Source organism: Corynebacterium kroppenstedtii DSM 44385, assembly GCF_000023145.1.
In the GTDB taxonomy this organism is placed as follows: Bacteria; Actinomycetota; Actinomycetes; order Mycobacteriales; family Mycobacteriaceae; genus Corynebacterium; species Corynebacterium kroppenstedtii.
In genome coordinates this window covers 1,927,781-1,948,291 of record NC_012704.1, presented here as the reverse complement: position 1 = coordinate 1,948,291, position 20,511 = coordinate 1,927,781, and the positions used below count along the sequence as shown (strand labels likewise).

Sequence of the window (20,511 nt, the reverse complement as noted above, 5' to 3'; positions counted from 1 at the left end):
AGGAAAGCCATACATCTGGCCATAACAAGAGCCATAACAAGACAGGAAGAGGTGACATGGGAAAGAAAGCCGCGGGCTACGCCGGAATGATTTTTATCCTTCTGCTTATCGGGCTGCCCTTATATTGGACTCTCAGCGGATCATTGAAAACGCATCCAGAGATCTATACCAACCCGGTGACGTGGTATCCGCACCACATGCATCCACAAAATTATGATGAAGCAACACAGCGGGTGCCCTTTTGGCATTACCTGCGAAACTCGCTCATCATCACGGTCATTCTGTGCACAGTAAAAATTACGCTGGGGGTCCTGAGTGCGTATGCACTCGCTATTCTCCGATTCCCCGGACGCAACCTGATTTTTATCATCATCATTTCTGCGCTCATGGTTCCTAGTGAAATCACCGTGATCTCTAACTATGCATTGGTTGCTGGATTGGGATGGAGAAACACTTTCCAAGGCATCATTATCCCGCTCGCCGGAATCGCATTCGGAACGTTCTTAATGCGTAATCACTTCATGAGCCTGCCAAAAGAGTTAATTGAAGCGGCGCGGATGGATGGTGCCGGCCCCATGCAATTGCTCTTCCGAGTGCTTCTCCCGGTGTCAGGCCCCACATTGGTGGCATTCGCCATGATCACCGTGGTCAATGAATGGAACCAATACTTGTGGCCCTATGTCATGGCAGATACCGACAAAGTGGCGCCGCTGCCCGTCGGCCTGGCATTACTCCAAAACTCAGATGGAGTGACGAACTGGGGTCCCGTGATGGCGGCGACTCTGCTCACCATGGTCCCGATATTGCTCCTCTTCATTTTCCTACAGAAATACATGATTAAAGGCTTAACGACGGGGGCAGTGAAAGGCTAATGAAAATTTCGGATTGGGGACAACGCGCGGATTCACAACGCTCGGATTCACAGCGCGCGGGCATATCGCGTCGTTCTTTCTTGGGGCTCGCGGGCGCCGCGTTGGCGACGACGGCGCTGAGCGGATGCGCGGGAACACGATTCTCCCCAGGAGGCCAGGCGCACCAGGATGACAACACGATCACGTGGTGGTCGTCGCACCCGGGGCAATCAAAGCCGGTGGAACAAGAATTGATCCGCCGATTTGAAAAGGATCATCCGGATCTCACGGTCAATCTCATTGATGCGGGGAAGAATTACGAAGAATGCGCCCAGAAGTTCAATGCGGCGCTGACGAGACGAACCGTTCCCGATATCGTCATGCTCTCGGATGTGTGGTGGTTCAACTTTGCACTGAATGAGCAGATCACGCCGATTGAAGATGTGGCGTCCGAAGTGGGGCTGGATACGTCAACATATGTGACATCTCTTTATGAGGACTATGCATTCAACGGTAAGCATTTCGCGCTGCCCTTTGCCCGCTCGACGCCACTGTTCTTTTACAACAAAGACGTGTGGAAACGAGCAGTCCTTCCCGACCGTGGGCCCGAATCATGGGATGAAATGGATGAGTGGGGTCCGCGCCTACAGACAGATCGGCAGAAAGGGCACGGGTGGGGCAACGCCGTCGATTATTTGTCATGGACGTTTGAGGGCCCGTTGTGGACAAAAGGCGGAGCGTACTCAAAAGAGTGGGATTTTACTTTTACATCCGACGAAACAATCGCCGCGGTGGAATGGCTCAAACGTACCGTGTCGAGTGATGGGTACGCTGCAATTTCTCAATCGCTGGCCAATGATTTCTCGGCCGGATTATATGCCTCGGTGATTGCGTCGACAGGAGATTTGAACGGCATCGTATCCAATGCCTCATTCCCGGTGGGAACGGCAGCATTGCCTAATCCCCGGGGAACAGGTGGATGCCCGACCGGTGGGGCAGGGCTCGCTATCCCGGCCATCATTTCCGATAAAAGGAAGAAAAACGCGGCAACTTTTATCAACTACATCACGAACACAGCTAATACATGCTTCTGGTCGAGGGAAGTGGGGTATATGCCGGTTCGAAAAGACGCATCGGCTGACCCGGAAATGAAGACATTCTTGGATGAACACCCCAACTATCAGACCGCGATCAATCAGCTCCCGCATACGCGTATTCAAGATCCGGCGCGCGTATTCGTTCCTGGCGCAGACCAGGTTATTGGGGGTGCTTTCGAATCGATCCTCACGAATAACGCCGGTATACGGTCCACGATGAAAAAGGTTGATAAGGAAATCAGCCGGGCCTATGAGGCGCAAATTAAACCGATAATTCCGTCGTGATGGGTTTTTATAGCACTGCCTTCACTCATCACGCTGTTGACCACGTAATTGTTCACAGAACGTGACTGCAGAAAGAAAGAGCACAAGAATGGCGTCGATACGTTTTAATAATGTCTCCCGGATCTATGGTGACCGTAAAGCCGTCGATAATCTGAGCTTAGATATCGCCGATGGTGAATTCTTAGTTGTCGTGGGGCCGTCCGGCTGCGGCAAATCCACGAGTCTGCGGATGCTCGCGGGCCTGGAACCCGCTGATGAGGGGTCAATCTTTATTGGCGACAGGGACGCGACGGGTGTGCCCCCGCGCGAGCGCGACGCGGCGATGGTGTTTCAGAATTACGCGCTGTACCCCAACATGACGGTTGAGGGGAATATGAGCTTTGCTCTCCGCAACCGTGGGATGGGGAAGAAGGAGACGCGACGGCGCGTCCACGAGGCGGCGGCGATGCTGGAGCTCACCGATCTGCTTGACCGCAAACCTGCAGCTCTCTCGGGTGGGCAGCGGCAACGCGTCGCGATGGGCCGGGCGATCGTTCGCGATCCCGCGGTGTTCTGCATGGATGAGCCGCTATCGAACCTTGACGCGAAACTCCGGGTCTCGACGAGGTCCCAGATTCTCTCCCTGCAGAAGAAGCTGCGAACAACCACTGTGTATGTGACGCACGACCAGGTCGAAGCAATGACCATGGGTGACCGCGTGGCCGTGTTGAAGGATGGGGTGCTGCAACAGGTCGACTCGCCGCGCGATGTTTATCAGAATCCGGCAAACACGTTTGTGGCGTCGTTTATTGGATCGCCGACGATGGGCCTGTTCACGATTGATGATGGGCCAATTATGGGTGTGCGCCCGGAGGACTGGGAAGTTCTATCGGTGGCGTCCGGTGACAACTCGGAATCGACGGGGGAGGTCGCCGCACAGAATGCGGGTGGGGAAGGCGATGCGCCCGTGTTGGACCTAACCGTTACGCACAATGAGGAGCTCGGAGCGCAGTCATTTGCCTATGGCACGCCGACGGTCTCACAAGGATCTCAGCATCGTGTGCAGATCAATCCCATGACGGGCCGAGACGCGCTTGCCGTGCTCCTCCCGCGAGATAGTTCCCCGGGAAGCGGGCAGAACAAGGCCGCGTCGGGCATCGCTTCACATAATGGGCAGGTTACGACTGCTGATGTGGCCGTCGGGTACGTGATCACTGTTCGCGCGACACGAACCCACTATTTCGACCCAGAAACTGGTAACCGAATCAATTCCCCCGGTGATTCTGCGCGTTAGTAATCCCCCGTCGTAGTAATCCCATTACCGTTTTAGGTGATCCTCTTACCCGGGTTGTGGAAATAGGGTGAGTCTAGCTCCCTCTCGATGGGGAGGGGGTTAGTCGCTGGATTCCGGTATGGCTCTTTTTGCCCTGTCCGTGATGATCCGGGGGTGTTGCCGCCGGATTTCAGTGGCGTCCGAGGTTTGCTGATAGGAGCTTGGCCCCTGCCCGCCGCGCAGTGAAGCCTCCGTCATGTGGTTGCCAATTCTCGGCCTGTTCAGACACATCCAACGGCGAATGCACCCACTCTACGAGGCTCAAAACTACATCTCATTTGGGTGTTATCTTGCTCGCCCATGACCAAAACCCGAAACGTCTACGCCGAGTCGGACATCGGCGGCTTACCAGCTTTGCCCGGCGCCATGGCGCCCGATCACCCGAATCACTCATCAACGCCACGTGCCAATCAATACGGCAACAAAGCGTATCCATGGACGCCAGAGATCACCTCATCTTAGGTATTGGACGGATACTCATGCGTGTCGGTGATCTCAGCGCTTTCGACACGCCAGCGCACCTGGCCTCCTACGCCGGCATCTGTCCCCAACAACGACTGTCGGGAGTGTCGATCAACAACTCGGGGCCTAACCGAGGTGGAAATAAAACACTAAAAAAGGCCCTATGGCATTGCGCTTTCGCCAGCATCAAAAACCACGAGCGTTCCCGCCACTACTACGACCGAAAACGAGCCGAAGGCAAGCATCATCATGCGGCGATCATGTGCCTAGCACGCAGAAAATGCAACGTCATATTCGCACTGATGAAGAACATGGCCTTCTACAGCGAAAGCTACAACCAACCACCCGTTAACAAACCCACGGCAGCGTAAAACGGGCGAGACAATAAGCCGGATATCCGAAGCGGACATCCGGCTTCTACCCATGCCCCACCCCGAACCAAGTCGGAAAACGGATGCTCAATCCCCCGCCCAACCTAAAAACTAAAAGTGACCGAAACCACGTCATCACGACTCGCTAAACCTATAGGAGCACTCTCTTACTGGGGCACTACGTTCTATATGAGATTGACCTCACTAGATAATTTTTCAGGCAGCACCCTACTTACAATAAAAAGAACTTATATCGAAAGCCTTCGGGCATGATTTCTCTAGAAAGGGCAAATATGCTTACGCTCTTTTCCCACGATGCTCCTCCACCCTCGGGTTTAAGCATCAAACAACAACGCGCCTTATGGCTTCACAATTTCCTTAAAGCCTTCATAGTGGTTTTCGTGGTCTACCTTTGCATGTATCTGGTGCGCAATAACTTCAAAGCAGCACAGCCACTCCTCAAAGAAGACTACGGACTCACCACCACCCAACTGGGGTACATTGGTCTCGCCTTTTCTATTACTTATGGCATCGGTAAAACTGCTGTCGGCTATTTTGCCGACGGCCGAAATACCAAAAAACTCGTAAGTTTCCTCCTGGTACTCTCCTCCCTGATTGTCATGGCCATGGGAATCATTTTGGCAACCTTCGGCTCAATCGTCTCGATCTTTATTGTGCTGTGGGGCCTCAACGGCCTTTTCCAATCTGTCGGAGGACCAGCCAGCTACTCCACCATCACCCGCTGGGCACCACGCACCAAACGAGGCAAATATCTTGGATTCTGGAACGCCTCCCACAATATTGGTGGCGCCCTCGCCGGCGTTATCGCCCTCTGGGGCGCTCGCACCTTCTTCGGAGGCCACGTAGCCGGTATGCTCATCTTCCCCGCCATCATCGGCATTAGCATCGGCGTCATCGGCTACTTTTACGGCAAAGACGATCCCAAAGAACTTGGCTGGAATCGCTGCGAAGAAATCTTCGAAGAACCCATCGAAGCCGATAATCTAGCCGCCGAGCAACTCAGCAAATGGGAAATCTTCCGGGGCTACGTCCTCGCCAACCCTTGGATCTGGCTGCTCTGTATAGCCAATGTCTTCACCTACATTGTGCGCATCGGTATCGACAACTGGGCACCAGTTTATGTATCCGAAGAGCTCGGATTCACTATTGACCAAGCAGTCCACACCATCTTCTACTTCGAAATAGGTGCACTCGTTGCCAGCCTAGCCTGGGGCTGGATCTCCGATATAGCCGGAGGACGCCGTGCCCTCGTCGCCACTGGCGCCCTCGTCCTCATCATCGGAGTCATTAGCTGGTATGCCAACGCCACCACCCCAGGGGCCGTGAACGCCTCCCTTTTTGCCCTCGGAGCCCTCGTTTTCGGCCCCCAACTCCTCATCGGTGTATCCCTGGTAGGCTTCGTCCCCAAAAAAGCAGTAAGCGTTACCAATGGCATGACCGGCACCTTCGGCTACCTCTTCGGCGACTCCATGGCCAAAGTAGGCCTCGCAGCCATCGCCGATCCCGAGAAAAATGGCCTAAGCATCCTCGGCCACACCCTCCACGGCTGGCAAGCAGTATTTACCGTTCTCCACGTCTCCGCTATTGCAGGAATCCTCATGCTCCTCCTCGTAGCCTACGGTGAAGAAAAACGGATCCGCACCCTCCGCAAACAAGAAAACAGCAATGCCTAACCCAACCCTCCGAGGTGCAAAGGCGCGACTAGCTGTCAGAACTAGTCTTCGTAGCGATCCTTAGCTTCCTGCAGGATGCGCTCGGCTTCTGCCTTATCGCCCCAGCCAGAGCCACTGACTTCCTTATTCGGCTCCAGATCCTTGTAGTGGACGAAGAAGTGCTCCACCTCGTCCTTAATGTGATCTTCGACGTCGTTGATGTCTTGGTACCGTTCGTAGCGGACATCGTCGATGACGCAGAGCAGCTTGTCGTCGCCACCTGCTTCGTCGGTCATCTTGAACACACCAACCGGGCGGGCCTCAACGATCACGCCGGGGAATACCGGCTCAGGAAGAATGACCAGCGCATCGAGCGGATCGCCATCCTCGCCGAGCGTGTGATCAATAAAGCCGTAGTCGGCGGGGTAAGCCATGGGGGTGAAGAGGTACCGGTCCAGGTAGACCTTGCCCGTTTCGTGATCGACTTCGTACTTGTTGCGTGAACCCTTCGGGATTTCGATCGTAACTTCAATACTCATAAGTCCTACTGTACTGAACCGCCGCGCAACCGGGGGTGCCACGCTGGAGAACCGGCGCTATTTCTGCCTTTCTTTCTACTTTTCCGTCGCCGCGCATCGGGCCGGAAGGTGAAGTGTTCCGCGTTGTGTCCGGGGTCTCGGCTAAACTCACCACCGTGAAAAAAGGTAAGAAGAACTCTGGTGGGTCGACGGCCGTTCGTACTGGCTCTTTTCGACGTTCCGCTGTCTCTTCTGTCCTCACCGTGCTCACCATCATCGTGGTGGCAGCGGTGATCGTTGGGGCTGTGGTCATGTACCAGCAGCGCAACGCATATACATCGGCCAAACCGGCAGGTCCAGTCGATAGTGGCGTCTCCGTGTCTGGGCCGAACGCGGATGCCCCTATTCCCGACATCACGAAAGCCCTCCAGGGGCCAGCATCCAATGGTGCTTTGGGTCAGCTGGCTGGCCAGGTGACCGACGCGTCCACCGGGAAGACGTTGTGGGAGAAGAATTCGTCCACCGCGATGGTTCCGGCGTCGTCAACAAAAATGATGACGACGGCGGCTGCACTGTTAACTCTTGGCCCGAAGGATCGAGTTCGCACGGTGGTGAAACGCGGCACGAAGCCCGGGCAGATTGTGCTGGTTGGTGGCGGTGACGTGACGCTCGCTGCGTCGAAAGACAACGCGTTTTATACCAATGCCCCCACGATTCAGGACTTGGCGAGCCAAGTGAAGAAAAACATGGGCGGCCAGCCGGTGACGAGCGTGGTGGTCGATAATTCGCGCGCTGGCCAGGGCGATACCTTTAATTCGACGTGGAGCCGCGGGGATATTTCCGGGGGCAATGTGACATCCGTGGACTCTGTCATGCTCAACGGGGGACGGCAGGATCCCAGCGACGCCGATTCCCCGCGAACCGATAATCCTGCGTTGGTTGCCGGACAAGCGTTGGCTAATGCCTTGGGGCTTTCTAGCAGCAGTTCCGACGACGGTAACGGTGCCGACAATGCTGGCGACTCCGGCGACTTCGGTGAATCCAATGATGAGTCCGGCAACTCGGGCGGGGGAGACGACAACTCCCAGGGAGTGTCCGTGTCCAAGAAATCCGTGGATACCGAGGATGGCGAACTCGGCGCTGTGGAATCCGCACCGCTAGACATCAGGATCCACGACATGCTTGTGAATTCCGACAACATGGAAGCTGAGGCGATCGGCCGAGAAATCGCGAAGAAAGAAGGCAAGCCCTTGACCTTCGAGGGCGCGACGTCCGCGACGAAAGAGGTTCTCTCCCAGCACGGTTTCCCCCTCGAGAGCGTGGTCCTCAAAGACAATTCGGGAATGAGCCCGGATAACCGCATTACTCCGCGCCTTCTCGACCGCATCATGGTAAAGGCCTCATCTCCGGTGACCAACGAGGGCAATTCCGATTCGTCCTCGGCAGATAGCCAAAGCCATGATCTCCGCCCCATTCTCGACGGCCTGCCGGTCGCCGGCGGTAACGGAACCCTGGCCGGCCGATTCACTCCCGGATCATCGTCCGGGCCCGGAGCAGGATGGGTTCGTGCGAAGACGGGAACACTGGATGGCGTGTCTGCGCTGGTCGGAACTGTCATGAACCAGCAAGGCCGCGTCTTGACCTTCGCGTTTATGTCGAATGGCTCCGATATTGAGCCTGCCCGTTCTGCCTTGGATGATCTGGCGTCCGCTTTGAGGACGTCGTCATAGGGAACGCGCCGTGACGAATACCATCATGAACTCGAACTGCAGCGTGAACCACACCGGCGAACCCACGCCGTCTTATTCGCCACCCTCAACCAAACCCGGGCCCCATGTGTTGCGCATCCGCCATGCACTCGAAGCGTGGCACGCGACTTGGAGTTCCCGGCTGACAGCGACGGAGCAATCTGAGGCCGATGAACTGAGCTTTTCATGCATCATCGGATGTTCGGGTGGGGCCGATTCCTTATCTTTAGTGGGCTGTGCAATCAAACAAGGCTGGAGAGTTCACGCCGTAGTTATCGATCACGGACTCCAAGCGGGTTCAGCCGGCGTCGCGACGCGAGCTGCGAACGTGTGCCAAGCCCTGGGGGCGAGCTCTCAGGTGGTAAAAGTGAGCCCTCGCGAGGCAACCGAAACCGCTGCGAGAGAAGAACGCTACCGCGCCTTAGGCCAGGTAGCGCAAGAGCGTGGTGGTCTCCCCGTCCTCGTGGCACACACCGGGGATGACCAGGCAGAATCCCTACTCCTTGGGCTGGCACGAGGTGCCGGCCTAGGAAGCATCGCAGGAATGCCACCAGTTCTCTTCCATCATCCCGTCGTCGACGCCGGAGCCACAGCACTCGGACGCCCGCTGCTCTCGATCCGCCGAGACAACACCATCGGAGCGTGCGCCGAACTAGGCATCACACCGTGGCACGATCCCACCAACACATCCGGGGATAACCTCCGATCACGGGTCCGCACGCAGCTTATTCCGCAGATTCGCTCTGTCCTGGGGGAAGGTACCGTCGACAATGCCATTGCCACCGCGGCCATGACCCGCACCGACGACGACTACCTGGCACAACGAGCCACCGACGCCCTCAAAGAGTGTGAGTGCCACGGTTCCTCTGTAGATAACTCCGGCAGTCCCGAAAGCAGCGGGCTGGACATCGCCACGTACCTACGTCAACCGCAAGCGTTGCGCGGGAGAATTATTAAACAGTGGCTGCATCATCGCGCTGGGCCGCTGACCAGGGCACACGTGACCGCGATCGATGCGCTGGCCACGCAATGGCATGGGCAGGGGGGAGTCGCCATTCCTTGGGCGCGCACGCCCGCCCCGCCTGGACGCTTGCTCGTCGTTCGTCGTCACGATGAACTACAGCTGACCGCGGAGGGTACGGGTGACCGTTAGTGTTCAGCGAAAATTGCCAGACGGGCGCCTATAAGCGACCATATATTTACGGACCACACAGACAACAACGCCACATGATCGAGAGCTAATGATGCAATCCCATCAACCCGTCCCCGTCCCCGAACACGGCTATGGCGACGATGTTGACCACGTCCTCATCACCGAAGAGCAACTCCATAACCGCATCGCAGAGATGGCCGATCGCCTCTCCGAAACCTACGCCGATGAGGACGACGACCTCATCCTGGTGTGTGTGCTCAAAGGCGCGGTGTACTTCATCACCGACATTTCCCGGCAGATGAGCATCCCGACTCAGCTAGAGTTCATGGCCGTCTCGTCCTACGGCAATGCCACCAGCTCGTCGGGCGTCGTGCGCATTCTGAAAGACCTCGACCGTGATATCCACGGGCGCAACGTCGTCATTATTGAGGACGTCATTGACTCCGGTTTGACGTTGCACTGGCTCATCAAGAACTTGAAGAGCCGGAAGCCTAACTCGCTGCGGATTGTGACGCTCCTCCGCAAGCCCGAGGCCATCAAAGTGGACATTGATCTCTTCGACGTCGGGTTTGATATCCCCAACGAGTTCGTCGTCGGATATGGGTTGGATTATGCCGAGCGCTATCGTGACATCCCGTGGGTAGGGACGTTGAAACCCCAGGTCTACGAAAAATAGCTCAGGACAAACAAACAAGGACAACTGAACACGACGATGCCGACGCCGGAGGACGCGTAACCCGGAGGACGTTGAGGTCAGAACGGGCAAGCGGCGGACGAATTCGCACTGTTCGCGCACAGCGAACGCCTGTCTGGCCGACGTGTCCTAGGGTTCGACTACCCTGGTAGCAATCGCCACCGTACCTGCGACGACAGGTATTCATATTTTTCCCAATGAGAGGTTCCATGGACCGCAAGAAAGTCATGCGCATAGCGACGGTCATCGCTATCATCATGCTCGGGATTTTCGCTTTCTCGGTGTTCTCTAGCTCGACGCGCGGGTATCAAGATGTCGATACCTCCGTCGCCCTGAAGCAGCTCAAAGACGGCAACGTCAAAAAAGCCCAGATTAATGACAGGGAGCAACAGCTCCAGCTAGACCTGAAGAAGAAAATTGACGAAGGCGACCACAAGGACGTCGACAAAGTCATAGCGAAATACCCGGCCAGGACGTCGGATCAGGTTTTCGACGCGGTTCAGAAATCCAATCCTGAGAGCTACACAACCAAGGTGACGCAGGATTCATGGCTGGGCCAGATGTTCGCCGTCCTCGGCCCCATGATCCTCTTCTTCCTGCTGATCATGTTCTTCTTCTCCCGCATGCAGGGTGGATCCGGCATGGGCGGCATGTTCGGCTTCGGTAAATCCAAGGCTAAAGAACTGACCAAAGACATGCCGAAAACCAACTTCGGCGACGTCGCCGGTGAAGAAGAAGCCGTCGAGGAGCTCACCGAAATCCGTGACTTCCTCCAAGGGCCGGAACGGTATGAGCGGCTCGGTGCGAAAATCCCGCGCGGCGTTCTGCTTTACGGACCTCCCGGTACCGGTAAAACCCTGCTGGCGCGCGCAGTCGCAGGTGAAGCCGGCGTACCTTTCTATTCCATCTCTGGTTCAGACTTCGTCGAAATGTTCGTCGGTGTGGGTGCATCCCGCGTTCGTGACCTGTTTACCCAGGCCAAAGAAAACTCGCCATGCATTATCTTTATCGACGAGATCGACGCCGTCGGGCGTCAGCGCGGCTCGGGAATGGGCGGTGGCCACGACGAGCGCGAGCAGACCCTGAACCAGTTGCTGGTCGAAATGGATGGCTTCGGTGACCGCCAAGGCGTCATCCTGATTGCTGCAACGAACCGGCCGGACATTCTGGATCCCGCGTTGCTGCGCCCGGGGCGTTTTGACCGACAGATTCCGGTGACGAACCCTGATCTTGCAGGCCGTGAGCAGATTCTTCGTGTTCACGCCAAGAACAAGCCATTGGGGCCGGACGTGGACCTCAACTCGTTGGCTAAGCGAACCGCCGGTATGTCCGGTGCGGACCTGGCCAACGTGCTCAACGAGGCAGCACTGCTCACCGCGCGTGTGAACGGCAACATCATCACCGCCGACGCACTCGAAGAAGCGACCGACCGTGTTGTCGGTGGGCCGCGTCGAAGCTCGAAGATCATCTCCGAGCACGAGAAGAAAGTCACCGCCTATCACGAAGGTGGGCACACGCTTGCCGCATGGGCGATGAAAGACATCGAACGAGTGTACAAGGTGACCATTCTGGCCCGCGGGCGCACAGGTGGCCATGCCATGACCGCCAGCGAAGACGACAAGGAAATGTATAACCGAGCAGAGCTTTTCGCGCGGTTAGTTTTCGCCATGGGCGGCAGGTCCGGTGAAGAGCTCATTTTCGGTAACCCGACGACGGGGGCCTCCGCGGATATCGAGCAGGCCACGAAAATCGCCCGTGCCATGGTGACCGAATATGGCATGAGCCCCGACCTTGGAGCCGTGAAATACGGTGAGGAACAGGGCGACCCGTTCTCCGGGCGGGGAAGTGGCGGAAAGCTGGAGTACTCCGACGATGTCGCGGCAACCATTGACAAACAGGTGCGCTACCTCATTGAGAAAGCCCACGACGAGGCCTACGCGATTCTGAAAGAGAACCGCGAAACCTTCGACCTCTTGGCACAGAAGCTGCTGGAGAAAGAGACTCTGCGGCGCCCCGACCTCGAAGCCATCTTTACGAATGTGAAACCGCGCGAGCGGCTGGAAATCTTCACTAACGAAGACGTCCTCCACCCCAAGGATGACAAAGATCCCGTCAAGACCCCTGTGGAATTAGCACGCGAACGTGGCGAAGAGCCACCCAAGCGGCACGATTTTCTGGAGGCCTCCCGGCAGGCACGGCGTGAACGCGAATCCGCTGCCAACCAGGCGAACGCTCAGTCGGTAAATGCTGGTGGCACTAATAACACAGGGGGTGCTGGCCAACAAGAATCGGTGCAGCAGGGACCTGGCGCGCAGGGGCCTGGTGCGCAGGGCTCCGACGCCCGAGGCTGGTCGGCGAACGATGCCACGACTGGTGCGAATGGCAACTCCAACGCTGGATATGAAGGCCAAACGACGGTCATACCTCGCAATAATGGATCGTCGAATTACGGAAGCTACCCAGCCGGAACGCCAACAAACCAGCAGACACCGGGCTCCACCAATGACGACGGAACACCCGTCTACGGTGGAACCCCACCCCCCGCCGGATGGACTGCCCCGGGATGGCCACCATCGGATCGTGCCCCCCGGTACTCGGAATCAGGTGAGTCCCAGACCTCTGGTGCTCATCAGGCAGGTGCTCGACACTCTGCCGAGAACCGCGGCACCACAGCAGGGCAACCGGGTCAGCACCCAGGAATGCAGAACTACGGCGTCGGCCAACCAAGTGAACCCGCTGATAATGGGCTCCACGGTTTCCGATTCCCGGAGAATGAGCGCCCAGACCACCCCTGGGACGATGGACGCCACAGCACCGGGGAGCAGAACTCGAGCGAAAGTGGACACAACCACGACGCCTCTGGCTACAAATGGTCCGACCACAACGGTTCGTCCGAGCAAGGCAACCGCCGTGAAGACGGTGACCACTAATGGCCGTCGACCATGAACGGGCGCGGGCAGCCGTCCGCGACCTGTTAATCGCCGTGGGGGAAGACCCCGATCGGGAAGGACTCGTTGACACCCCCGAGCGCGTCGCACGAGCCTACGAAGAAATCTTCGCCGGCCTCCACCAAGACCCGTCGGAAGTTCTCACCAAGACTTTCAACGAAGATCATCGCGAACTCGTGCTCGTCCGGGACATTCCCGTGTACTCCACCTGTGAACACCATCTGGTGCCGTTCTACGGGAAAGCGCACATCGGGTACATCCCGGGGAAATCGGGGAAAGTCACCGGGCTTTCCAAACTGGCCCGGCTGGTTGACCTCTACGCCAAACGACCACAAGTGCAAGAACGCCTGACTAAGCAGGTCGCAGACGCCATGGTCAACCGCCTGCAACCGCAAGCGGTCATCGTCGTCATCGAATGTGAACACCTGTGCATGGCCATGCGCGGTATCCGCAAACCGGGGGCGACAACCACCACCTCGGCGGTTCGTGGAGGGTTCCAAACAAACCCCGCCAGCCGCGCCGAAGTACTCAGCCTCATCCGCGGATAACCTCGTCAGCGTCGGAGCACACGCACCACAACAGGCGGAAGGAGCCATAACAAACACCATGGATGCACCGCGCACACACGTGATGGGTGTCCTTAACATCACCGACGACTCCTTCTCCGACGGCGGCCAATGGCTTCCCACCGACCTCACACGCCCCGACATCGCCGTCACCCACGCCCGCGACATGATCCGCGACGGAGCCACCATCATCGACATCGGCGGCGAATCCACCCGCCCCGGGGCCGTCCGTGTCACCGAACAGACCGAACTCCAGCGCGTGATCCCCGTCGTCGAAGCCCTCGCGAACGACGACGTCATGCTCTCCGTCGACACCATGCGCGCCACCGTCGCTCGACAAGCCGTCCAAGCAGGGGCGACGCTCATCAACGACGTATCCGGAGGGCTAGCCGACCCAGACATGATCCGAGTTGCTGCGGACACCGGCGCCTACCTGTGCCTCATGCACTGGGAAACCGACCGCTTCGGCGACGCCGACTCTCACGGCGCAGCAGGAGCCAACCAGGGCGCCGACCACGGCCCGCAGTTCGTCCGCCGCGTCGTAGAGTTCCTCCGCCACCGCGCCACGTATGCCAGCGAGCACGGCGTCGACAAGGGAAAAATCATCATCGACCCCGGAATTGGGTTCGCCAAATCGGCGCTCGGCAACTGGTCGCTGTTGCACGGCCTCGACCAACTCACCGAGCTCGGATACCCTGTGCTCATCGGAGTTTCCCGAAAACGTTTCCTGACCAGCCTCATCGCCGGATCCGACGGCATACCCACGGCTCCCGCCGACGCCGACGCAGCCACCGCAGCCGTCAGCGCACTGGCCGCCAGCCACGGGGCATGGGCCGTCCGCGTACACAACGTGCGCCCCAACGTGGACGCCGTCAAAGTCGCCCACGCCTGGGCCACCGCCCACGGACCCGACGTACCCCAAGGATGGAGAGCACGACGTGGCTGACCGAATAGAACTCACAGGCGTCGAGGTATATGGACACCACGGGGTATTCCCGCACGAAAAACGCGATGGCCAGTGGTTTCTCACCGACGTCACAGTGTGGACCGACTTCCGACAGGCCGCCGCCACCGACGACCTCATGCACACGATCAGTTACGCCGACATCGCCGACCTCATTCACGCCACTGTCGGCGGGCCCAGCCGCGACCTCATCGAAACCGTCGCCAGCGAGATCGCCGACACCCTCATCCTCAACAACCGCGTCCACGCCATCGAAGTCACCATTCACAAACCCGACGCGCCCATCCCGCACCCGTTCGCGGACGTCGCCGTCGTCGCACGTCGAAGCCGAAAAGACCTACGCCACGTGGTGCTTTCCCTCGGCTCCAACATCACTGCCGACGGGATCACCCCAGGCCAACGGGTAGAACGTGCCATGCACTGGTTTGAGACCAGCGCGGACTACCGCGTTATCGCCACGTCCTCGCTGTACGCGACACCAGCCTGGGGCGGCGTCGAGCAGGCCGACTTCATGAACTCCGTCGCCGTCGTCGAAACCATGAAAACACCCCACGATATTCTCGACGACGCGCACGAACTCGAACGCGACGCGCACCGCACGCGCGAGGTTCATTGGGGGCCCAGGACCCTCGATATCGACCTCATCACCAGCATTAACAACGGCTCCGAAGAACACTACGACACGGACGACCTCACCCTTCCACACCCGTGGGCACACCAACGTGCCTTCGTGCTCAAGCCGTGGTTGGAAGTGGAACCCCATGCTCGGTTAGGGCGGCAGAGTATTGCATCCCTGTTGGATAACCTGGATTCCCGCGAGGTAGGAGAGGTGAAACCGCAATGACCTCCACCAAACCCACCTACCTTGTGGCCACCGCCCTCATCGTCGGGTTCGGCGCATTCATGCTGATCTGGCGCTTTTATGGCTCCATCCCGGGGTTCAATCTGACGCTCCCGGTCATCCTGATCGTGCTCGCAGTCATCTGCACTATCGCGGGTTTCATCATCAGAAAGCGGATCGCCGATAACGAAGTCGGGCAAGATCGATCACAAATACATCCGCTCACCATTGCCCGATGCTTCGTCATGGGAACGTCCACAGCGTGGTTTGGGTCCATTTGCGCAGGATCGTACGCGGGTATCGCCCTCTACCTGTGGATCAATTACAGCCGGCTGATCGCCGCCCGGGAGGACACGCCCGCCGTCGTCGTCGGACTAATTGCCGCCATTCTCGTTGCCGCATCGGGTTTATGGCTGGAGCGTTGTTGCGGGGCACCCCCACCAAACGATGAAGATACGCAGTCTAGCAATGTAGTGTGGAGTTCATGACCGGCCCACAGCAATCCCACGATGGTTACGACAGCTCCAACAACCAGGGACACTATGATGACCAGTCGCCTGACTATCGCGACGATTACCCGCCCGCCAACACAGGTGGTAGCGGCAAGTTTTCCTTCGCAGCCATCGTCGTCATGCTGGTCTTTGCCGTTGTTGCGACGATCCTTATGCTCTTTACGGACAGCGAAACATGGACAAAAATCGCTGTTCTGTGTGCCCTCTGGGCCGCCATTGTCGGGTGTATTGCTGTAGCACGGCTGCGGAAACAGGTGGATAACCAGCAGCGGGACACCGACAACCTTGAGCGCCTGCACCAAGCGGAGCTCGAGCGGGAACTGGCCACTCACCGCGAGCAAGAACTCATCCTGGAGCAGAACTACTACGACTCGCTGCAGGAACAAGAGCAGAACACGCTGGCCGATATTCGCGCGGAACTCACCGTGCTTCGGGAAAACCTGTCCGCCATGATGGGTACCGATCTGGACACCGAGCGTACCGCCCTCAAGGCCGAGGCGCAGCGCATCCTGGAATTGGAACGCGACAGCAAAGATTCATCATCGACGACGGAAGCGCGCACGAGTGGGTCGACGTCCCGGACGTCATCTGTGCCGGCGTCGTCACACGCACCATCGGGTAAGCGTGGGCAGAACCGTGGTGGAGCTGGGCAAACGCAGGGTGCAAGGAAGACATCGGGTGCTGGGAACACGGCGGCCGGCCAGCCGGGACGGGCGAACCAGTCCTCGTCTGGATCACGCGCTGCCGATTCGACCTCCACGCAGCAGGGTGATAATTCCTTGCGCACGGGTTCATTTAATGCAGTGAAGTGGACTGCTCAGCCATCGCGCCGTTCAGACTCGGGATACTCTGCGGATCAAACCACGGTGTTGCCTTCTGTGGAGAAGAAATCGAACCCACAGGCTCAGCAGCGGTCGACCGGGTACGGTGCATCGCAGCAGCGGGCATCTCAGCCTTCACAACAGCGGACCCAGCAGTCTCGGCCGCAGCAACAACAGCAGGCTCAACAGCAGCCCACGCGGCAGGCAACCCAACAGCAGTTTGACCGTGCGGCCCAGAACAACCAGCGGTCGAGCGCGCCGCAGGGGAGCGCGGTGTACCGCGGCGCAGACCGTGACAACTCGCAATTCTTTGTATTCGGCGCTGGATCGTCGCCAACATCCTCGGCCCAGCCTGCATCCGGATCGTCGCAGCCACAGTCGTCTCGAACGGAATCGACGCCATATGTCGGTTCTCATCGCGGACCTAACCCGAACGGCAATTCCACGCCGAGCCGAAGCACCACACAAAGCAGCAGCACCACGGGCGGATCTCGTCGGAACACAGATCCCGATACAGGTTCTTTCGCTGCGTTCGGTTCGGGCCGCTCCTCGGCACCGTCCTATGACCGAACCCACGCCCCAACCACGGGCGGTTTCCGGGCGCAATCACCCAGCTTAGGATCCGCACCTGCATCCGGTAGCCAAGCCAGTGGCCGCTCTCCGCACAAGGGCATGTTCACGGAGAGCCTGAATTATAGCTCGTCGGCAAGTTCGTCGAACACCCCCGACCCGAGAGGCCGTCACGAAGGGCCGCAGGATTCATCCTCGGGCGGTCGTCGGCGTCGGGCAGACAACGGAGACTCAAGCCAAAACGTCACCGTCGCATCCTTACTTGAACAGCTGAAGAAGAATAGCGAGAAGTAATAACCCACCATGTCTACACCGACGAATCCCGGGTTTGCGGCCGGCGAGCTGCGTGTTCATGATTCCGCTGAGACATTCGCGGCAACGACGAGGGCGTTGCGTAAAACCGGGAAGCGTATTGTTCTTGTCCCCACCATGGGGGCCCTGCACGCGGGGCACCGTGCTCTCCTCCGAGCAGCGCACAGACTTCCCGGGGCCGTGGTGGCGTCGTCAGTTTTCGTGAATCCGGCCCAGTTCGATAACCCCGATGACTTCGAAAAATACCCCGTGACACTCCAGCGTGACCTGGATATCCTCCGCGAGGAAGGTGTGTCCCTCGCGTTCACGCCCAAGGCTGAGGACATGTACCCTCACGGGACCCGGACGATGGTCCACCCTGGACCCGTTGCCGAGGGGCTCGAGGGGGACCGCGATGGGCACTTCGTCGGTGTGGCCACGGTGGTGTCCAAGCTGCTCAACCTGTCCCATGCCACGGACATCGTGATGGGGGAGAAGGACTACCAGCAGTTGGTGATCATCCAGCAGCTGGTCACGGACCTCAACATGGAGGTCACCGTGCATGGGGTGCCGATCGTGCGGGAACATGATGGGCTGGCGCTCTCGTCGCGTAACGTGCGCCTCGACCCGGAGGCTCGCGTCACCGCGACGGCGATCTCGGCCGCGATGACCGCTGCGCTATACAAAGCAAAAGACGGTGCTCGCGCTGTCGAGGCGGAAGCACGGCGGATTATGGAGGGCGAAGGCATTGATGTGCTTTACACCGTCGTCCGCGGGAAAGATTTGGGGCCGGCTCCCGAGAACGGGGAGGGACGTCTGCTCGTCGCCGCGAAAGTTGGTGGCGTGCGGTTGATTGATAACGCCGGCGTCATGTTAGGGGAGCTTCCCGCCGACAGCCCCGACACAGCCGACGACAGCACCGTCGCCCGCTAAGCCCGCTAGGGATGGCCCACCGGTTGCCTGTGAGGCAAGGTCAGCTACTCTTTATCGCGTGAGTAAAGCGACGAAAAACCAGGATGTCCCAGAGCAAGTTAAAGTTCGCAAGGCAAAAAGGGAGCGGTTGCTCTCCGAGGGAACTGCGCCGTACCCAGTCGACGTCGAGCGCACCCACACGCTGAAACAAATTCGCGACGCCTTCGTCGTCGATGAAGACAAAGCAGGGACCACCGAACAACGTGCCGACGGGACCGTTCGTCGTTATTTAGGTATCGGTGATGAGACGGACACCGAGGTGGCCGTGGCCGGGCGCGTGATTTTCATGCGCAATACCGGCAAGCTGTGTTTCGCCACGCTGCAAGAGGGGGATGGGACGCAGCTGCAGGCGATGCTGTCGCTCGCTGAGGTCGGGGAGGACGCTCTCAAACGCTGGAAGTCCGACGTCGATATGGGCGACTTCGTGTCCATTCGTGGCCGTGTGGTGTCGTCGCGCCGCGGCGAACTGTCGGTGTTCGCGTCGACCTGGACATTGGCGTCGAAGGCGCTGCGCCCCCTGCCCGTGTCCTTCGCCGACATGAATGAGGACACCCGCATCCGCTACCGCTACACCGATCTGATTATGCGTGACGACGCCCGCCGCATGATGATCACCCGCGTGACTGTTGTGCGTGCTGTGCGTGAATACCTCCAGGGCCTGGGGTTCCTCGAGGTCGAGACTCCCATGCTGCAGACGTTGCATGGTGGGGCGGCCGCGCGCCCGTTCGTGACGCATTCCAACGCTCTGGATATGGACCTCTACCTGCGCATTGCGCCGGAGCTGTACCTCAAGCGCTGCGTCGTCGGCGGTATTGAGAAGGTTTTCGAAGTCAACAGGAATTTCCGGAACGAGGGGATCGACTCCTCCCACAGCCCGGAGTTCGCCATGTTGGAAACCTATCAGGCCTACGCGACGTATGACGATAACGCCGCCTCGACGCAGGGCCTGATCCAGCACTGTGCGCGCGCCGTCAACAAGCTGGTGCATGATAACTGGGACCCGGAGCAGGACCCGGATTCGCTGGTCGTCACTCTTGCCGACGGTTCCACTTATGATTTTGGCGGTGAGTGGCCGAAGCTGGACATGTACGACAGCTTGAACGAGGCTTTGCAGCGCAAGTTCCCCGGCCAGCCCGAGGTGACCATTCATTCGACGGTCGACGAATTGAAGGCGATCGCGGACACGATTGGTGTGGAACCGGGCACAGGATGGGGCCACGGGAAATTCGTCGAGGAAATCTGGGAAGAGCTGTGCGCTGACCAACTGGATGGGCCGGTGTTCGTCCGTAACTTCCCGGTCGAGACGTCGCCGTTGACGCGTGATCACCGGTCGAAGCCCGGTGTGACCGAGAAGTGGGATCTGTATGTCCGAGGTTTCGAATTGGCGACGGGCTACTCCGAGTTGATTGATCCCGTGATCCAGCGTCAGCGCTTTGAGGATCAGGCCCGTTTAGCTGCTGGCGGCGATGACGAAGCCATGGTCTTGGACGAGGACTTCCTCCAGGCGATGGAGCAGGGGATGCCCCCGACGGCGGGAACCGGAATGGGTATTGACCGCTTGCTGATGGCATTAACCGGGTTGGGGATTCGGGAAACCGTGCTGTTCCCCTTGGTGAAGCCGGAGCGGTAATAGGCGGAGCGGTAAACCGCGAAACCGTAAACCGCACGCCGTAGTCCGCGCGCCGTGGCCCTGGGTGAGTACTCACCTGGGGCTTTTGTCGTGAGCTCGCTTTCACTGGGGTTCTGATCGTGGCTTTGTCGGTTTTCTTTCGTAATTGTGATACCGATCACGCGCTTGTGCGTTATGCTTATGTAAGCTTCCTGGCAATGCATCGTCGACCGGTGCGTGGCCGATACGAACG

The 20,511-nt window shown here is 58.6% G+C and carries 18 protein-coding genes; 17 read left to right on the top strand and 1 reads right to left on the bottom strand.

The features are described 5' to 3' along the window. Window positions 1-56: 56 nt before the first annotated feature. The 6 genes from CKROP_RS08205 (at window position 57) to uhpT (ending at window position 6,072) form a co-directional block, all read left to right on the top strand. Window positions 57-872, top strand: coding sequence for a carbohydrate ABC transporter permease (locus tag CKROP_RS08205; RefSeq protein ID WP_052292406.1), 816 nt, complete (start codon window positions 57-59; stop codon window positions 870-872). Further along, complete coding sequence (locus CKROP_RS08200; protein ID WP_012732271.1) at window positions 872-2,233, top strand: ABC transporter substrate-binding protein; 1,362 nt, start codon at window positions 872-874, stop codon at window positions 2,231-2,233. Before CKROP_RS08205 ends, CKROP_RS08200 begins: the two co-directional genes overlap by 1 nt. Window positions 2,234-2,321: 88 nt before the next feature. Continuing rightward, window positions 2,322-3,506, top strand: a complete 1,185-nt coding sequence (locus CKROP_RS11930; RefSeq protein WP_012732270.1) for an ABC transporter ATP-binding protein — start codon at window positions 2,322-2,324, stop codon at window positions 3,504-3,506. Window positions 3,507-3,845: 339 nt separating this feature from the next. After that, window positions 3,846-4,007: a hypothetical protein gene (locus tag CKROP_RS11490; RefSeq protein ID WP_169302964.1), complete on the top strand. Its 162-nt coding sequence runs from the start codon at window positions 3,846-3,848 to the stop codon at window positions 4,005-4,007. A gap of 17 nt (window positions 4,008-4,024) precedes the next feature. Beyond that, window positions 4,025-4,378 carry an IS110 family transposase gene (locus CKROP_RS08190; RefSeq protein WP_041629541.1) on the top strand — a complete coding sequence of 118 codons (354 nt, stop codon included), beginning with the start codon at window positions 4,025-4,027 and terminating at the stop codon, window positions 4,376-4,378. A gap of 293 nt (window positions 4,379-4,671) precedes the next feature. Next, on the top strand, window positions 4,672-6,072 hold the full coding sequence (uhpT, locus tag CKROP_RS08185) for a hexose-6-phosphate:phosphate antiporter UhpT (RefSeq protein ID WP_012732268.1): 1,401 nt from the start codon (window positions 4,672-4,674) through the stop codon (window positions 6,070-6,072). Between the two features lie 41 nt (window positions 6,073-6,113). Here the strand turns inward: uhpT and CKROP_RS08180 are convergent, their stop codons facing one another. After that, window positions 6,114-6,590, bottom strand: coding sequence for an inorganic diphosphatase (locus CKROP_RS08180; protein ID WP_012732267.1), 477 nt, complete (start codon window positions 6,588-6,590; stop codon window positions 6,114-6,116). Between the two features lie 155 nt (window positions 6,591-6,745). Between CKROP_RS08180 and dacB the strand changes: the two genes are divergently transcribed. The 11 genes from dacB (at window position 6,746) to lysS (ending at window position 20,279) form a co-directional block, all read left to right on the top strand. Beyond that, window positions 6,746-8,299, top strand: coding sequence for a D-alanyl-D-alanine carboxypeptidase/D-alanyl-D-alanine endopeptidase (gene dacB, locus CKROP_RS08175; RefSeq protein WP_081429495.1), 1,554 nt, complete (start codon window positions 6,746-6,748; stop codon window positions 8,297-8,299). A 10-nt stretch (window positions 8,300-8,309) separates the two neighbouring features. Continuing rightward, complete coding sequence (gene tilS, locus CKROP_RS08170; protein ID WP_052292404.1) at window positions 8,310-9,470, top strand: tRNA lysidine(34) synthetase TilS; 1,161 nt, start codon at window positions 8,310-8,312, stop codon at window positions 9,468-9,470. Between the two features lie 88 nt (window positions 9,471-9,558). Beyond that, window positions 9,559-10,146: a hypoxanthine phosphoribosyltransferase gene (gene hpt / locus CKROP_RS08165; protein WP_012732264.1), complete on the top strand. Its 588-nt coding sequence runs from the start codon at window positions 9,559-9,561 to the stop codon at window positions 10,144-10,146. A 227-nt stretch (window positions 10,147-10,373) separates the two neighbouring features. Then, the gene (ftsH, locus tag CKROP_RS08160; protein WP_081429444.1) at window positions 10,374-13,094 is read left to right on the top strand and encodes an ATP-dependent zinc metalloprotease FtsH; all 2,721 of its coding nucleotides are present in this window, start codon (window positions 10,374-10,376) and stop codon (window positions 13,092-13,094) included. Further along, complete coding sequence (gene folE / locus CKROP_RS08155) at window positions 13,094-13,660, top strand: GTP cyclohydrolase I FolE (RefSeq protein ID WP_012732262.1); 567 nt, start codon at window positions 13,094-13,096, stop codon at window positions 13,658-13,660. Before ftsH ends, folE begins: the two co-directional genes overlap by 1 nt. Before the next feature lie 58 nt (window positions 13,661-13,718). Further along, window positions 13,719-14,624: a dihydropteroate synthase gene (folP, locus tag CKROP_RS08150; protein ID WP_012732261.1), complete on the top strand. Its 906-nt coding sequence runs from the start codon at window positions 13,719-13,721 to the stop codon at window positions 14,622-14,624. After that, window positions 14,617-15,486, top strand: coding sequence for a dihydroneopterin aldolase (folB, locus tag CKROP_RS11835; protein ID WP_012732260.1), 870 nt, complete (start codon window positions 14,617-14,619; stop codon window positions 15,484-15,486). The genes folP and folB overlap by 8 nt, the downstream gene beginning before the upstream one ends. Then, a complete protein-coding gene (locus CKROP_RS08140; protein WP_012732259.1) occupies window positions 15,483-15,971 on the top strand; it encodes a DUF3180 domain-containing protein in 489 nt (162 codons plus the stop codon). Before folB ends, CKROP_RS08140 begins: the two co-directional genes overlap by 4 nt. Beyond that, window positions 15,968-17,680, top strand: a complete 1,713-nt coding sequence (locus CKROP_RS10825) for a DUF6779 domain-containing protein (protein ID WP_012732258.1) — start codon at window positions 15,968-15,970, stop codon at window positions 17,678-17,680. Before CKROP_RS08140 ends, CKROP_RS10825 begins: the two co-directional genes overlap by 4 nt. Before the next feature lie 9 nt (window positions 17,681-17,689). Then, window positions 17,690-18,610 carry a pantoate--beta-alanine ligase gene (gene panC / locus CKROP_RS08130; protein WP_012732257.1) on the top strand — a complete coding sequence of 307 codons (921 nt, stop codon included), beginning with the start codon at window positions 17,690-17,692 and terminating at the stop codon, window positions 18,608-18,610. Between the two features lie 58 nt (window positions 18,611-18,668). Continuing rightward, on the top strand, window positions 18,669-20,279 hold the full coding sequence (gene lysS / locus CKROP_RS08125; RefSeq protein ID WP_012732256.1) for a lysine--tRNA ligase: 1,611 nt from the start codon (window positions 18,669-18,671) through the stop codon (window positions 20,277-20,279). Window positions 20,280-20,511 lie beyond the last annotated feature (232 nt).

Bases quoted from the DNA above. Each gene is read 5' to 3' on its own strand.
- CKROP_RS08205 (WP_052292406.1), top strand. From the start codon at position 57: ATGGGAAAGAAAGCCGCGGGCTACGCCGGAATGATTTTTATCCTTCTG.
- CKROP_RS08200 (WP_012732271.1), top strand. From the start codon at position 872: ATGAAAATTTCGGATTGGGGACAACGCGCGGATTCACAACGCTCGGAT.
- CKROP_RS11930 (WP_012732270.1), top strand. From the start codon at position 2,322: ATGGCGTCGATACGTTTTAATAATGTCTCCCGGATCTATGGTGACCGT.
- CKROP_RS11490 (WP_169302964.1), top strand. From the start codon at position 3,846: ATGACCAAAACCCGAAACGTCTACGCCGAGTCGGACATCGGCGGCTTA.
- CKROP_RS08190 (WP_041629541.1), top strand. From the start codon at position 4,025: ATGCGTGTCGGTGATCTCAGCGCTTTCGACACGCCAGCGCACCTGGCC.
- uhpT (WP_012732268.1), top strand. From the start codon at position 4,672: ATGCTTACGCTCTTTTCCCACGATGCTCCTCCACCCTCGGGTTTAAGC.
- CKROP_RS08180 (WP_012732267.1), bottom strand. From the start codon at position 6,590: ATGAGTATTGAAGTTACGATCGAAATCCCGAAGGGTTCACGCAACAAG.
- hpt (WP_012732264.1), top strand. From the start codon at position 9,559: ATGATGCAATCCCATCAACCCGTCCCCGTCCCCGAACACGGCTATGGC.
- ftsH (WP_081429444.1), top strand. From the start codon at position 10,374: ATGGACCGCAAGAAAGTCATGCGCATAGCGACGGTCATCGCTATCATC.
- folE (WP_012732262.1), top strand. From the start codon at position 13,094: ATGGCCGTCGACCATGAACGGGCGCGGGCAGCCGTCCGCGACCTGTTA.
- folP (WP_012732261.1), top strand. From the start codon at position 13,719: ATGGATGCACCGCGCACACACGTGATGGGTGTCCTTAACATCACCGAC.
- CKROP_RS08140 (WP_012732259.1), top strand. From the start codon at position 15,483: ATGACCTCCACCAAACCCACCTACCTTGTGGCCACCGCCCTCATCGTC.
- CKROP_RS10825 (WP_012732258.1), top strand. From the start codon at position 15,968: ATGACCGGCCCACAGCAATCCCACGATGGTTACGACAGCTCCAACAAC.
- panC (WP_012732257.1), top strand. From the start codon at position 17,690: ATGTCTACACCGACGAATCCCGGGTTTGCGGCCGGCGAGCTGCGTGTT.